The organism is Mycobacterium genavense ATCC 51234 (assembly GCF_000526915.1).
Lineage (GTDB): Bacteria > Actinomycetota > Actinomycetes > Mycobacteriales > Mycobacteriaceae > Mycobacterium > Mycobacterium genavense.
Genome location: NZ_JAGZ01000005.1, coordinates 202,439 through 216,597 on the forward strand (window position 1 = coordinate 202,439; position 14,159 = coordinate 216,597).

15 protein-coding genes and 1 pseudogene are annotated in these 14,159 nt (G+C 67.6%); 9 read left to right on the forward strand and 7 right to left on the reverse strand.

The window, feature by feature from the left end; translation table 11 throughout:
* Positions 1–196: 196 nt before the first annotated feature.
* Genes dnaK through T428_RS0113600 form a run of 4 tightly spaced genes read left to right on the forward strand, consistent with a single transcriptional unit; the run spans position 197 to position 4,333 of the window.
* Positions 197–2,059 carry a molecular chaperone DnaK gene (gene dnaK / locus T428_RS0113585; RefSeq protein WP_025736916.1) on the forward strand — a complete coding sequence of 621 codons (1,863 nt, stop codon included), beginning with the start codon at positions 197–199 and terminating at the stop codon, positions 2,057–2,059.
* Entirely contained in the window at positions 2,056–2,715 is a 660-nt protein-coding gene (gene grpE, locus T428_RS0113590; RefSeq protein ID WP_025736917.1) for a nucleotide exchange factor GrpE, read from the forward strand. The genes dnaK and grpE overlap by 4 nt, the downstream gene beginning before the upstream one ends.
* A 53-nt stretch (positions 2,716–2,768) precedes the next feature.
* Positions 2,769–3,947, forward strand: a complete 1,179-nt coding sequence (dnaJ, locus tag T428_RS0113595; RefSeq protein WP_025736918.1) for a molecular chaperone DnaJ — start codon at positions 2,769–2,771, stop codon at positions 3,945–3,947.
* Positions 3,947–4,333 (forward strand): heat shock protein transcriptional repressor HspR, encoded by a 387-nt coding sequence (locus T428_RS0113600; protein ID WP_025736919.1) that lies wholly within the window; start codon positions 3,947–3,949, stop codon positions 4,331–4,333. The genes dnaJ and T428_RS0113600 overlap by 1 nt, the downstream gene beginning before the upstream one ends.
* Here the strand turns inward: T428_RS0113600 and T428_RS0113605 are convergent.
* The 3 genes from T428_RS0113605 to T428_RS27950 are packed head-to-tail and all read right to left on the reverse strand — an operon-like array spanning position 4,330 to position 6,957.
* Positions 4,330–5,220 carry an aldose 1-epimerase gene (locus T428_RS0113605; RefSeq protein ID WP_025736920.1) on the reverse strand — a complete coding sequence of 297 codons (891 nt, stop codon included), beginning with the start codon at positions 5,218–5,220 and terminating at the stop codon, positions 4,330–4,332. The genes T428_RS0113600 and T428_RS0113605 overlap by 4 nt on opposite strands.
* 9 nt (positions 5,221–5,229) lie before the next feature.
* Complete coding sequence (locus T428_RS0113610; protein ID WP_025736921.1) at positions 5,230–6,402, reverse strand: FAD-binding oxidoreductase; 1,173 nt, start codon at positions 6,400–6,402, stop codon at positions 5,230–5,232.
* Between the two features lie 30 nt (positions 6,403–6,432).
* Positions 6,433–6,957 carry a DUF3060 domain-containing protein gene (locus T428_RS27950; protein ID WP_025736922.1) on the reverse strand — a complete coding sequence of 175 codons (525 nt, stop codon included), beginning with the start codon at positions 6,955–6,957 and terminating at the stop codon, positions 6,433–6,435.
* A 105-nt stretch (positions 6,958–7,062) separates the two neighbouring features.
* Between T428_RS27950 and clpB the strand changes: the two genes are divergently transcribed.
* A complete protein-coding gene (gene clpB / locus T428_RS0113620) occupies positions 7,063–9,609 on the forward strand; it encodes an ATP-dependent chaperone ClpB (protein ID WP_025736923.1) in 2,547 nt (848 codons plus the stop codon).
* A gap of 23 nt (positions 9,610–9,632) precedes the next feature.
* Here the strand turns inward: clpB and T428_RS36095 are convergent.
* From T428_RS36095 to T428_RS33610, 4 genes and pseudogenes are all read right to left on the reverse strand, one after another.
* A pseudogene (locus tag T428_RS36095) lies at positions 9,633–10,333 on the reverse strand (enoyl-CoA hydratase/isomerase family protein).
* 18 nt (positions 10,334–10,351) lie between these two features.
* Positions 10,352–10,483 carry a hypothetical protein gene (locus T428_RS35440; RefSeq protein WP_281173864.1) on the reverse strand — a complete coding sequence of 44 codons (132 nt, stop codon included), beginning with the start codon at positions 10,481–10,483 and terminating at the stop codon, positions 10,352–10,354.
* Between the two features lie 18 nt (positions 10,484–10,501).
* On the reverse strand, positions 10,502–10,786 hold the full coding sequence (locus T428_RS33605; RefSeq protein WP_211243952.1) for a DsrE family protein: 285 nt from the start codon (positions 10,784–10,786) through the stop codon (positions 10,502–10,504).
* A 1-nt stretch (position 10,787) separates the two neighbouring features.
* A complete protein-coding gene (locus T428_RS33610; RefSeq protein ID WP_211243953.1) occupies positions 10,788–10,943 on the reverse strand; it encodes a hypothetical protein in 156 nt (51 codons plus the stop codon).
* A 117-nt stretch (positions 10,944–11,060) separates the two neighbouring features.
* On the opposite strand from T428_RS33610, the gene ttfA reads away from it, so the two are divergent.
* The 4 genes from ttfA to T428_RS0113650 are packed head-to-tail and all read left to right on the forward strand — an operon-like array spanning position 11,061 to position 14,026.
* Positions 11,061–11,909: a trehalose monomycolate transport factor TtfA gene (ttfA, locus tag T428_RS0113635; protein WP_025736924.1), complete on the forward strand. Its 849-nt coding sequence runs from the start codon at positions 11,061–11,063 to the stop codon at positions 11,907–11,909.
* Positions 11,910–11,927: 18 nt separating this feature from the next.
* A complete protein-coding gene (gene pyrE / locus T428_RS0113640; protein ID WP_025736925.1) occupies positions 11,928–12,461 on the forward strand; it encodes an orotate phosphoribosyltransferase in 534 nt (177 codons plus the stop codon).
* 12 nt (positions 12,462–12,473) lie between these two features.
* Positions 12,474–13,382, forward strand: a complete 909-nt coding sequence (locus T428_RS0113645; protein ID WP_025736926.1) for a hypothetical protein — start codon at positions 12,474–12,476, stop codon at positions 13,380–13,382.
* Positions 13,379–14,026: a TrmH family RNA methyltransferase gene (locus tag T428_RS0113650; RefSeq protein WP_025736927.1), complete on the forward strand. Its 648-nt coding sequence runs from the start codon at positions 13,379–13,381 to the stop codon at positions 14,024–14,026. The genes T428_RS0113645 and T428_RS0113650 overlap by 4 nt, the downstream gene beginning before the upstream one ends.
* Positions 14,027–14,159 lie beyond the last annotated feature (133 nt).

Below are 14,159 nucleotides of genomic sequence, written 5' to 3' on the forward strand. Positions count from 1 at the left end.
CCGGATCGCGGTCGCCGGAAAAATCGCTTGGCCCCCGGGAACAACCTCCCGACACCAACCGTTAACAACATCGACAAGTTGAGTGACCGAGACTCAATACTGGGTTGACAGGCCGGCGCCCCCGAGGGCAGGCTTGAGCGGGGTTCACTCAGCATAGTGGCACCAAAGAAGCTCTACTCAACCAGGAGGAATCACTATGGCTCGTGCGGTCGGTATCGACCTCGGGACCACCAACTCCGTCGTCGCAGTTCTCGAGGGCGGTGACCCCGTCGTCGTCGCCAACTCCGAGGGCTCACGCACCACCCCGTCCATTGTCGCCTTCGCGCGCAACGGCGAGGTGCTCGTCGGTCAGCCCGCCAAGAACCAGGCGGTGACCAACGTCGACCGCACCATCCGTTCGGTCAAGCGGCACATGGGCACCGATTGGTCCATCGAGATCGACGACAAGAAATACACCGCGCAGGAGATCAGCGCGCGGGTGCTGATGAAGCTGAAGCGCGACGCCGAGGCGTACCTGGGTGAGGACATCACCGACGCCGTCATCACCGTGCCCGCGTACTTCAACGACGCCCAGCGCCAGGCCACCAAGGAAGCCGGCCAGATCGCCGGCCTCAACGTGCTGCGCATCGTCAACGAGCCGACCGCGGCGGCGCTGGCGTACGGCCTGGACAAGGGTGAGAAGGAACAGACCATCCTGGTCTTCGACCTCGGTGGCGGCACCTTCGACGTCTCGCTGCTCGAGATCGGCGAAGGCGTGGTCGAGGTGCGCGCCACCAGCGGTGACAACCACCTCGGTGGGGACGACTGGGACGACCGGATCGTCAACTGGCTCGTCGACAAGTTCAAGGGTACCAGCGGCATCGACCTGACCAAGGACAAGATGGCGATGCAGCGGCTGCGAGAGGCCGCCGAGAAGGCCAAGATCGAGCTCTCGAGTTCGCAGAGCACGTCGATCAACCTGCCGTACATCACCGTCGACGCGGACAAGAACCCGTTGTTCCTCGACGAGCAGCTGACCCGCGCCGAATTCCAGCGCATTACCCAGGATCTGCTCGACCGCACGCGGCAGCCGTTCCAGTCGGTGATCAAGGACGCCGGCATCTCGGTGTCCGAGATCGACCACGTGGTGCTGGTGGGTGGGTCCACCCGCATGCCGGCCGTGACCGATCTGGTCAAGGAACTCACCGGTGGCAAGGAGCCCAACAAGGGCGTCAACCCCGATGAAGTTGTAGCGGTGGGAGCGGCTCTTCAGGCTGGAGTTTTGAAGGGTGAGGTGAAAGACGTTCTGCTGCTTGACGTTACGCCATTGAGCCTGGGTATCGAAACCAAGGGTGGCGTGATGACCAAGCTGATCGAGCGCAACACCACCATCCCCACCAAGCGGTCGGAAACCTTCACCACGGCCGACGACAACCAGCCGTCGGTGCAGATTCAGGTCTTCCAGGGTGAGCGCGAAATCGCTTCGCACAACAAGCTACTCGGCTCCTTCGAGCTGACCGGTATTCCGCCGGCCCCGCGCGGTGTCCCGCAGATCGAGGTCACCTTCGACATCGACGCCAACGGCATCGTGCACGTCACGGCCAAGGACAAGGGCACCGGCAAGGAGAACACGATCAAGATCCAGGAGGGCTCCGGCCTGGCCAAGGAGGAGATCGACCGGATGATCAAGGACGCCGAGGCGCACGCCGAGGAGGACCGCAAGCGTCGCGAAGAGGCCGACGTCCGCAACCAGGCCGAGTCGCTGGTCTACCAGACGGAGAAGTTCGTCAAGGAGCAGCGCGAAGCCGAGGGCGGCTCGAAGGTCCCCGAGGAGACGCTGTCCAAGGTCGACGGCGCGATCGCCGAGGCCAAGTCTGCGCTGGGCGGCACCGACATCTCCGCGATCAAGACGGCGATGGAAAAGCTGGGCCAGGAGTCGCAGGCGCTGGGGCAGGCGATCTACGAAGCCACTCAGGCCGCCGGCGGCCAGCCGGGCGGCGCCGAGCCCGGCGGCACATCCGGCTCCGCTGATGATGTCGTGGACGCGGAGGTGGTCGACGACGATCGGGAGTCCAAGTGACCGAAGGCAATCCGCAGGAACAGGTAACTGTCACCGACAAGCGGCGGATTGATCCCGAGACCGGAGAAGTACGGAATGTCCCACCCGGGCCCCCGACCGAGGGGGTGCCGGGCGGGACCGCCCCGGCGGAATCCGCGACGGAGCAAGGTGCCGACAAGGTTGCCGAGCTGACCGCCGATCTGCAGCGCGTGCAGGCCGACTTCGCGAACTATCGCAAGCGTGCGCTGCGCGACCAGCAGGCCGCGGCGGATCGGGCCAAGGCCACCGTCGTCAGCCAATTGCTGGGCGTGCTCGACGATCTCGACCGCGCGCGCAAGCACGGTGACCTGGAGTCGGGCCCGTTGAAGTCGGTCGCCGACAAGCTGATGAGCGCGCTGACCGGACTCGGTCTGGTGGCGTTCGGCGCCGAGGGCGAAGATTTCGACCCGCTGCTGCACGAAGCCGTCCAGCATGAAGGCGATGGCGGCGAGGGATCCAAACCGGTGATCGGCACCGTCATGCGCGAGGGCTACAAACTGGGCGACAACGTGTTGCGTCACGCCCTGGTCGGCGTGGTCGACACGGTCGAGGGCGACGGCGACGAGGCCGACGCCGCGCCGAGCGCGGACACCGCTGCCAGCGACACCGACGAAAATGCCGACGCCGCCGGTGAATAGGGCACAGAATCAGCACAACAAAAACAGCGAAAGGTGAGAGGAGGTGACGCGACATGGCCCAGCGTGAATGGGTCGAAAAGGACTTCTACAAGGAGCTTGGCGTCTCCTCCGACGCCAGCCCCGAAGAGATAAAGCGCGCCTACCGCAAGTTGGCGCGTGACTTGCATCCGGATGCCAATCCCGACAACCCCGCCGCCGGTGAACGGTTCAAAGCGGTGTCGGAAGCACACAATGTGCTCTCGGATCCGGCCAAGCGCAAGGAGTACGACGAGACCCGACGGCTTTTCGCCGGCGGTGGCTTCGGCGGTCGACGGTTCGACACCGGCGGCTTCGGTGGCTTCAACGTCGGCGGCGACGGCACCGAGTTCAATCTCAACGATTTGTTCGACGCCGCGGGCCGCAACGGCGGCACCAACATCGGCGACCTGTTCGGCGGCCTGTTCGGACGGGGTGCGAGCGCCCGCCCCAGCCGACCCCGGCGCGGCAACGACCTGGAGACCGAGACCGAGCTGGATTTCGTCGAGGCCGCCAAGGGGGTGGCGATGCCGCTGCGGCTGACCAGTCCGGCGCCGTGCACCAATTGCCATGGCAGCGGGGCTCGTCCGGGCACCAGCCCGAAGGTGTGCCCCACCTGTAACGGCGCCGGCGTGGTCAGCAGCAACCAGGGCGCGTTCGGTTTTTCCGAACCGTGCACCGACTGCCGGGGCAGCGGCTCGATCATCGAGCACCCCTGCGACGAGTGCAAAGGCACCGGGGTCACCACCCGTACCCGCACCATCAACGTGCGGATCCCGCCCGGCGTCGAAGACGGACAGCGCATCCGGCTGCCCGGGCAGGGTGAGGCCGGGTTGCGCGGGGCGCCGTCGGGTGACTTGTACGTGACGGTGCACGTGCGTCCGGACAAAGTCTTCACCCGCGACGGCGACGACCTCACCGTGACGGTACCGGTCAGCTTCAGCGAATTAGCTTTGGGTTCAACGCTTTCGGTGCCGTCGCTGGACGGTAAGGTCGGCGTGCGGGTGCCCAAGGGCACCGCCGACGGGCGCATCCTGCGGGTACGCGGACGCGGGGTTCCCAAGCGCACTGGCGGCAACGGTGACCTGTTGGTGACCGTGAAAGTCGCTGTGCCGCCGAACCTGGAAGGAGCGGCGCAGGAGGCGCTGGAGGCTTATGCCGAAGCCGAGCGGTCCAGTGGTTTCAACCCGCGGGCCGGATGGGCAGGTAACCGCTGATGGCGAAAAACTCCAAACGCGAAGACGCCCGCACGTTTTTGATCTCGGTCGCGGCCGAGCTGGCCGGTATGCATGCGCAGACCTTGCGTACCTACGATCGCCTCGGGCTGGTGACGCCGAGCCGCACTTCCGGTGGCGGGCGGCGTTATTCGCAGCACGACGTGGATCTGCTGCGCGAGGTGCAGCGTCTGTCTCAGGACGAGGGCGTCAACCTGGCCGGCATCAAGCGCATCATCGAGCTGACGAATCAGGTCGAGGCGCTGCAGTCGCGGCTCAAGGAAATGGCCGAGGAGATAGCGGTATTGCGCGCCAACCAGCGCCGCGACGTCGCGGTGGTACCCAAGAGCACGGCGCTGGTGGTGTGGCAGCCGCGTAAGGGCCGCTAGGCGCGGATCGAGAACACCGCGACCGCCGGTGCACCGGGATGCGCAGTCCGGTAGCCGCCGCGGCTCAGCGCGTCGGGCGGCGCGGTCATCGGCTCGAAGCACACCACGTCCTCGCCGGGCGGCGCGAAGATCTGGGTCGCCGAATATCCCTGCTCGAAGTGGACTTCCAGGCGGCGTCCGCCGCCGGACACCGCGAACACCGCGCCGTCGACCACCTGGTCGTAGGCGTCGTCAAAGGTGTTGTCGCCCAAGGGTTGTTTCCGGGCCGGCTGCACCGAAGACTCGCCGGTGGGCAGACGCCGTTCGTCGAGACTCAGATGCCGCAGCGGCGGTGTCTCGAGGACCCACTCTTTGCGCGGGGCATCGGGGATCCGCAGATACGGATGGAAGCCGAAGCACAGCGGGACCGCGCTGTCGCCGGTCGCGGTGACGGTGGTGCGCACCGTCAGCGTCCGGTCGGCCAGCCGCACGGCCACGGTCAACAGATGCGGATACGGGAAGCTGGCCAGCAGCCGTTCCTGCGCACCGAAGTCCACCTCGGCGGTGAGCTCGTTGGCCGACTCGGTCACCACCCGCCAGCCCGGATAGGTGGCCATGGTCCCGTGAATCGGCAGCCCGTTGGGATCCGCGCGCACCCCGTTTTCACCGGGCGTTAGCTCGACGGTCACGTTCTCGGCCACATAAGTGTTGCCGCGCAACCGATTTGCCCAGGGATACAGGATCGGTATGCCCATCGTCTTGCCGGCTTCGATATAGGCTTGCAGGCCGCGCCGCTGACCGAGCAACTCCACGCCATCGTCGGTCAGCGAGGTGCCGATCATGCCCGCGTCCGGCACGAACTGCGCGGCCAACGACGACGTGGGGTCACGCAGGGCGACGGGATGCACGCGGTCAGCCTAACGGCTCAGCGGGTCGTGCTGAATACGCTCCGGTGGGGCGCCTTTGGCGATCAGCGCGGCCTTGGTCGTTTGGACCATCTTCGGACCGCCGCAGATGAGGATCTGCCGATCGCCCCAACCGCCGTACTTGGTTACCACCTCGGGGAGCCGGCCGATCTGGTGGACGTGCAGTCCACGCGGCGGCGTGACGTCCGGGTAGTCCGCGGCCCACACCGGGTCGCTGTTGTATTCGGACACCGGCGAGACCGACAGCCAGGGGTTGTGCGCGGAGATCTGCCACAGCGTCGGTAGGTCGTAGAGCTCGCAGCGGTAGCGCGCGCCGAAGAACAGATGCACCCGCGGGTTTTGCACGTAGCGGCACAGGTCCATGATCAGCGCGCGCAGCGGCGCCAATCCGGTACTGCCGGCCACCATCAGGATGTCTTCGCCGTCGCGGTCGACCTGCAGGCCGCCGTGTGGACTGGATAACCGCCACCGGTCGCCCGGTCGGCTTTCGTTGACGATCGCGGTGCTGACCAGACCGCCGGGGACCTGACGGACGTGAAACTCGATCCCGCCGTCTGGGTCGGCGGGGATGGCGGGACTGAGAAACCGCCAGCGCCGCGGGCATTGCGGAATGTGGACGTCGACGTACTGACCGGGGTGATAGTGCATCGGCTGGTCGAGCCGCAGCCGCACCACCGCGAAGTCACGGGAGACCCGCTGATGTTCGATGACGGTACCGTCCCACCAGGCGGGTCCCTCTTCGGCATCGGCGGCGCCGCTCATCACCCCGGTGATCAAGTTCAGCGACTGGTTGGCGGCCGCGTCGACGGCATCCGTCCAGGCATCGCCCAAGTGGGCGCGCAGCGTCGTCCGCAGCGCTCGCCGCAGCGACTCGTAATGTGTTGGCAGCACACCGTATTTGCGGTGATCCCGGCCGAGCTGGGCAAGGAAGGCCACCGGCTCCCTGGCGCGCTGTTCCACCAGCTCGCCGTAAACCCAGTGCAGCGCGTGACCGAAAGCGGCTCGCTGCGCGTCCATTTCGGGCGGGAACAGGTCGCGCACCGAGCCGTCGACCGCGAACCAGTGGGTGTAGAAGCGGTGGACGAGCGCGCCGCCGGCGCCCGACTCGTCCGGGACCAGCGCGTCGCGCAGCACCCGTAACGCATCGGCGTCCTCTAATCCCACGGGGCCCGATTCTAAGCTCGCCCGGCCAGGTCAGCCCTGGCCAACGGTGTTCGAGGTTCCGGCGGTGGCCACATTCGGTGAGCCCCAGTGGTAGGTGACCACATTGCCCGAGCCGGTGGTGCCGATCGCGTCTGTTTTGTCGATCGTGACGCGGTTGTCCTTACCGGCGACGCTGACGCTGGTGCAGTGCCCGCTGACGGTGATCGTGTCGTCCGCGCCGCTCACCGAGAGATAGCCGCCGTTGCAGGGGATCGTTTTCGTGGTCCCGGATCCGCTGACCTGCAGGGTGCCGTTGGTGGGGACGTCGGTCGCCAAGCCGTCGTGTGCGAGATCGGTGCGGGTCCCGGTGGCCGCCCAACCGGCCAGCACCAGCCAGCCGACCAGAATGAGAGACCAGCAGGCCATCCTGGGCAGGCGGATCCACAGAACGATCGTCGCGACCGCGGCCACGACCAGCGTCGCGACGTACCACCACCGGAACGGCAGCAGCTCGGCCAGCCGGAAGACGACCGGAACCCCGCGCGGCGGCGGCGCGAGCCCGGAGTCGTCGTCCATCGTGCGAAATCCCTCCAGAAAATCTAAACTTGAGCGGAACACACTCAACCTTGACGACGTTGAACAACGCGACAAGCATTTTCCCTATACCCGAACGGAGGCGTCGTGGACTCCTTTAACCCGACCACCAAGACGCAAGCGGCTCTGACCTCAGCCCTGCAGGCGGCCAGCGCTGCCGGCAATCCCGAGATCAGGCCGGCTCACCTGCTGTTGGCGCTGCTGACGCAGAACGACGGCATCGCCGCGCCGCTGCTGGAGGCCGTCGGCGTCGAGCCCGCGACCATTCGCGCCGAAGCCGAGCGCCTGGTCGAGCGGCTGCCCCAGGCCACCGGCTCGAGTTCGCAGCCGCAGCTGTCCCGGGAATCGCTGGCGGCGATCACCACGGCGCAGCAGCTGGCCACCGAGATGGACGACGAATACGTTTCCACCGAGCACCTGATGGTCGGGCTGGCCACCGGCGACTCCGACGTCGCAAAGCTGCTCAGCGGGCACGGCGCCTCACCCCAAGCTTTACGGGACGCGTTCGTCAAAGTCCGTGGCAGCGCCCGGGTCACCAGCCCCGACCCCGAGTCCACCTACCAGACGCTGGAGAAGTACTCCACCGACCTGACCGCGCGGGCCCGCGAGGGCAAGCTCGACCCGGTTATCGGGCGCGACAACGAGATTCGCCGCGTCGTGCAGGTGTTGAGCCGTCGCACCAAGAACAACCCGGTGCTGATCGGTGAGCCCGGCGTCGGCAAGACCGCCATCGTCGAGGGCCTGGCCCAGCGCATCGTGGCCGGCGACGTGCCGGAGAGTCTGCGCGACAAGACCGTCGTCTCGCTCGACTTGGGCTCGATGGTGGCCGGCGCGAAGTACCGCGGCGAGTTCGAGGAACGGCTCAAGGCCGTGCTCGACGACATCAAGAACTCCGCCGGGCAGATCATCACCTTCATCGACGAGCTGCACACGATCGTTGGCGCCGGCGCGACCGGCGAGGGCGCGATGGACGCCGGCAACATGATCAAGCCGATGCTGGCCCGCGGCGAGCTGCGGCTGGTCGGGGCTACCACGCTCGACGAGTACCGCAAGTACATCGAGAAGGACGCCGCTCTCGAGCGCCGCTTCCAGCAGGTGCTGGTCGGCGAGCCGTCGGTGGAGGACACCGTCGGCATCCTGCGCGGCCTGAAGGACCGCTACGAGGTGCACCACGGCGTGCGCATCACCGACTCCGCGCTGGTCGCCGCGGCGACGCTGTCCGACCGCTACATCACCGCCCGCTTTCTGCCGGACAAGGCCATCGACCTGGTCGACGAGGCCGCGTCGCGGCTGAAGATGGAGATCGACTCGCGGCCGGTCGAGATCGACGAGGTCGAGCGCCTGGTGCGTCGCCTCGAGATCGAGGAGGTGGCGCTGGCCAAGGAGGAGGACGAGGCGTCCAAGGAGCGGCTGGAAAAGCTGCGCGCCGAGCTGGCCGACCAGAAGGAGAAGCTGGCCGAGCTGACCACGCGCTGGCAGAACGAGAAGAACGCCATCGACGTCGTTCGCGAACTCAAGGAACAGCTTGAGGTGCTGCGCGGGGAGTCCGAGCGCGCCGAGCGCGACGGCGACCTGGCCAAGGCGGCCGAGCTGCGGTACGGGCGCATCCCCGAGGTGGAGAAGAAGCTCGACGCCGCGCTGCCGCAGGCCGAGGCCCGCGAGAACGTGATGCTCAAGGAGGAGGTCGGGCCCGACGACATCGCCGACGTGGTGTCGGCGTGGACCGGCATCCCGGCCGGGCGGATGCTCGAGGGCGAGACCGCCAAGCTGCTGCGGATGGAAGACGAGCTGGGCAAGCGCGTCGTCGGGCAGAAGAAGGCCGTGCAGGCCGTGTCCGACGCGGTGCGCCGCAGCCGGGCCGGGGTCGCCGACCCGAACCGGCCGACAGGGTCGTTCATGTTCCTCGGGCCGACCGGTGTCGGTAAGACCGAGCTGGCCAAGGCGCTGGCCGACTTCCTGTTCGACGACGACCGGGCGATGGTCCGCATCGACATGAGCGAGTACGGCGAGAAGCACTCGGTGGCCCGGCTGGTGGGTGCGCCGCCCGGTTACATCGGCTACGACCAAGGTGGTCAGCTGACCGAGGCGGTGCGTCGGCGGCCCTACACCGTCGTGCTGTTCGACGAAATCGAAAAGGCCCACCCGGACGTGTTCGACGTGCTGCTGCAGGTGCTCGACGAGGGCCGGCTGACCGACGGGCAGGGCCGCACGGTCGACTTCCGCAACACGATCCTGATCCTGACGTCCAACCTCGGGTCGGGCGGCAGCGAGGAGCAAGTGATGGCGGCGGTGCGCGCGGCGTTCAAGCCGGAGTTCATCAACCGGCTCGACGACGTGCTGATCTTCGACGGCCTCAACCCCGAGGAGCTGGTCGAGATCATCGACATCCAGCTCGAGCAGCTGGGCAAGCGGCTGGCGCAGCGGCGACTACAGCTGGAGGTGTCGTTGCCGGCCAAGAAGTGGCTGGCGCAGCGTGGCTTCGACCCCCTATACGGCGCCCGGCCGTTGCGCCGGCTGGTCCAGCAGGCCATCGGCGACCAGCTGGCCAAGATGCTGCTGGCCGGCGAGGTGCACGACGGCGACGTGGTGCCCGTCAACGTCAGCGCGGACGGCGACTCGCTGGTACTGGGCTGATCCCCTCGACGCCGAACGTGCTCTCATGGCGAGGATCCCGCGATTTTTCCGCCACCAGAGCACGTTCGGCGTGCCGCTAGCTCGAAGTCACGGGTCTGCGCGCCGGCGTCGATCACCGCCTGCAGGAGTTGCCGGGCGGCCGGCTGCGCAAGGGTTTCGCGGAACAGCTGATCCTCGAGGCGCAGCCCCGTCGGCAGGTCATTGCCCGCGGCCGCGTCGACCGCGCGCTTGGCGTTCGCGACGGTCGTCGCGGGCGACGAGCCGATGCGAGCGGCGAGCTTGTCGACGAACCGGCGCAGCTTGTCGGGCGGCAGCGCGCGGTTGACATATCCCCAGGCCTCGGCGGTCGCGACGTCGATGTCGCCGCAGCCGAGGATGACTTCCAGGGCACGGGCCCGGCCGATCAGCCGGGCAGCCGCTGCGTGCCGCCACCACCCGGGATGATTCCGACCGCCAGCTCGGGATGGCCCAGGGCCGTCACGCCGAGCGCGGCAAACCGCATGTCGAACGCCATCGCGAACTCGCAGCCGCCGCCGCGGCAGACGCCCTCGATCACGGCGATGGTGGCCTGCGGCAGGGTGCGGATCCGCTCGGTCATGGCGTGAAACGGCGTCAGCTCGTCGTGCAGCGCCACGTCGCCGGCGGGCAGGTCCAGAATCAGCCCGACATCGGCGTGGGCGACGAAGATTTTCGGGTCGGCCGAGTCGACGACCAGCACCCGCACCTCGTCGTCGGCCGCGACCTAGCGCGCCAGCCGGTCGAACTCGTCCACCAGCGGCAGGTCGAACAGGTTGATCGGGGGATTGTCGAACGTCGCCCGGCAAACACCGTCGGCGGCGGCAACCCGAATCAGCTGGTAGTCCTGGTAGCCCATGGGCCGAACCCTACGGGTCTAGGACTCCGAAATCTTCACGTATCCTTGCTGTACCAGCTGGGTCAGCCTCGCTATCGCATTTCGGTTGATCTTGATTCCGGGGATCAGGTCGGCCTTGCCCCAGCCCATGGCTTTGGCTGTCGCACCGCAGATCTCGACCTGCGCTCCCTTCTGGACGAGGTCGGCGATGATCGGCTTGTAGGGATTGCCGGTCGCGATATGCCGGTTGACGTTGTAGGTCTGGTCGTCGAGGGCGGCGTGCCCCGCATTCGTGTGGAACACGATGATGACCTGCGGCTGCACCTTACCATTCGGCGGCGTCGTCGAGGACGAGCCCGGCGTGGAAGAGCACGGCCGGCATGTCGCCCTCGAACGACAGCGATGCCACGCTGAACACGACGTTCACCTCGTCGAGCTGGACGGGGATGTCAATGTGCAACGAGTCGTCTTGACCCGACATTCTCACTTCCCTTCGGCCGAAAAACCGATCGGACAGGCGGCGTCCGAGGAAACCTTAATTGGGTTGTGACCAGGTCGCATTCCTAGTTCCGGTGGGGGAGCAGATACGCTACGTAGGATGGTCCCCCTATGGTTCACGCTGTCCGCGCTGTGCTTCGTCGGCGCGGTCGTGTTGCTGTATGTCGACGTCGATCGTCGACGTGGCCGTAGCAGGCGGCGTAAATCGTGGGCCCGCTCGCACGGATTCGACTACGAGCGCGAATCGACCGACATCCTCAAGCGCTGGAAGCGCGGCGTGATGTCGACGGTGGGCGACGTTCCAGCCCACAACGTGGTGCTGGGGCAGATCCGCGGTGAAGCGGTGTACATCTTTGATCTCGAGGAAGTTGCCACCGTGATCGCGCTGCACCGCAAGGTGGGCACCAACGTGGTGGTCGACCTGCGGCTCAAAGGGCTCAAAGAGCCGCGTGAGAGCGACATTTGGCTGCTCGGCGCGATCGGGCCGCGGATAGTCTACTCGACCAACCTGGACGCGGCCCGTCGGGCCTGCGACCGGCGCATGGTCACCTTCGCGCACACCGCGCCGGACTGCGCCGAGATCATGTGGAACGAGCAGAACTGGACGCTGGTCGCGATGCCGGTCTCCAGCACGCGCGCCCAGTGGGACGAGGGCCTGCGCTCGGTGCGCCAGTTCAACGACCTGTTGCGGGTGTTGCCGCCGGTGCCCGCCGACAGCAACGAGCCGGCCGGACTTCGCAGCGCGGCCCCGAGCCGTCCGCTCGCCCCGGCCGGCCGGGGGGAGTTGCCGCCCCGGCGCTCGGCGCAGGACGTCTCCGGGCTGCTGGGTGACGCCGGCCGCCGTGCCCCGGAATCGCCCCGCCGCGACGAGGGCCGCACCGAAGCCATCCGGCGCCCCCCGCCGTCGACAGGACGCAACGGCCAGCAGGCCGGCAATTTTCAGCGCTGAAAGATATTGCGCTGCAACATGTCTGACCGAGACGAACTGGCCGAGCTGGTGCGTCGACTGTCCGTCGTGCACGGCCGGGTCACGCTGTCGTCGGGCCAGCAGGCCGACTACTACGTCGACCTGCGCCGGGCCACGCTGCACCACCGCGCCTCCGCCCTGATCGGCGTGCTGATGCGCGAACTCACCGCGGATTGGGACTACGCGGTCGTCGGGGGCCTGACGCTGGGCGCGGACCCGGTCGCGACCGCCATCATGCACGCGCCCGGCCGCCCGATCGATGCCTTTGTGGTGCGCAAGTCCGCGAAAACCCATGGCCTGCAACGTCTTATCGAGGGGTCCGAGGTGTCGGGGCGGCGGGTGCTGGTGGTCGAGGACACCAGCACAACCGGTGGCTCCGCGCTGACCGCGGTGCACGCCGTCCAGGATGCGGGGGCCGAGGTGGTCGGCGTGGCCACCGTGGTGGACCGCGCCACCGGCGCCGCGGAGGCGATCCAGGCCGAGGGCTTGCCGTACCGCAGCGTGCTGGGCCTGGCCGATCTGGGGCTGGGCTAGGGCTTTTTCGCTGTGCGCCAGTTCCTTGCGATAGCGATCTGTTTGGCCGTCTGTCTGGCGGGCTGCTCGAGTTCCAAACGCGCCGTCGCGCCGTACGGCGCCCAGGGCGCCTGGCTGGGCGAATCGCTGGCGCTGCTCGGCTGGAATATGTCGGTGTCGAACCTGCGCTGGGACGGCGACTACGTGTTGGTCGACGTCTCGGCTAGTTTGGCCTCACCGACGGATCCCAAGGCGCCGCACGCCAAACCCGAGGACATCCGCTTCGGGCTCTACGGCGCGCTCGCTCACCCGATGGAGTCCGCCGGCCTGGGCAGCTGCGACACCGCGATGGCCACCGTCCGCGATATCCGGACGCCGTTGTCGGCGCCGCCGGACCGGCTCACCGGCGCGGTGTGCTTGGGCCCGCTGAAGGACCGCAGCCAGGTGCGTGGCGTATACGCCTACTCCGAGCGGGACCGGATCGCCAATACTTCCGCGGCCTATCCCGCGGCGTTCCCGGTGGGGCTGCTGCCGACCAATGTCAACGACACCGGCCTGGTCGTCAAGACCAGCAGCCTGTCGGCCTGGCACGGTGACGGCAAGCCGGTGACCAAGGCGCAACTCGGGGATCCGGGGGCCTTCACCGGCGCCGGCTACATGCTGCTGGGGCTGGAGGCCGACGCGCTGGCGGCCCGGTATCGCGACGACTCCGCCCGTCGCGGCGGCCCGATGATGTTGCTGGCGTCGCCGACCGTTCCCGGTCGCGGCCTGAACCCGGCCTGCGCGGTGTACGGGTCGTCGGTGCTGATCCTGCCCGACGCCTCGCTGGACGCGGTGCGCGTCTCGGCCTCGCTATGCACGCAGGGCGAGATCAACCAGGCGCTACTGTATGCGACGGTGGCGATCGTCGGCACCCACGCGGGCGTGTGGACGCCGCGATGAGCGACTCCGGGCCCACCGAATGGGCAGTACCGCCGCCGGCCGGGGTCGGGCCCTGGGAAGGTCCGTTGCCTGACGACCCACGGTATGACCCAATCCTGTTGCGCGACGGGGACACTCGCAATGTTGTCGACGCCTACCGGTACTGGACCCGGGAAGCGATCATCGCCGACATCGACCAGCGCCGGCATCCGCTGCACATCGCGATCGAGAACTTCGGTCATGACGCGAATATCGGATCGGTGGTGCGCATCGCCAACGCCTTCGCGGTGGACACCGTGCACATCGTCGGGCGGCGGCGCTGGAATCGCCGCGGCGCCATGGTGACCGACCGCTATCAACGGCTGTGCCATCACGACAGCACGGCCGAGTTGCTGGATTTCGCGACGGCTGCGGGGTTGAGTGTGGTCGCGGTGGACAACGTGCCGGGTGCGGCGCGGCTGGAGGAGGTCGCATTGCCGCGCGAATGCTTGTTGGTGTTCGGTCAGGAAGGCCCGGGCATCACCGATGACACCCGGATGGGTGCGGCGGTAACGGTGTCAATCGCTCAGTTCGGCTCGACCCGCAGCATCAACGCTGCTGTCGCGGCCGGGATCGCGATGCATGCCTGGATTCGTCAGCACGGCGACCTATCGCGCGCCTGGTAGCCGGGGCCCTTCGCCGAGCCGCATTCGTCGCCGAGCCACACCCTTCGCCGAACGTGCTCTGGTGGCGGACTTTTCGCGATTTTCCCGCCACGAGAGCACGTTCGACGCGGCCTGACCGAACACTCGAGCGCGC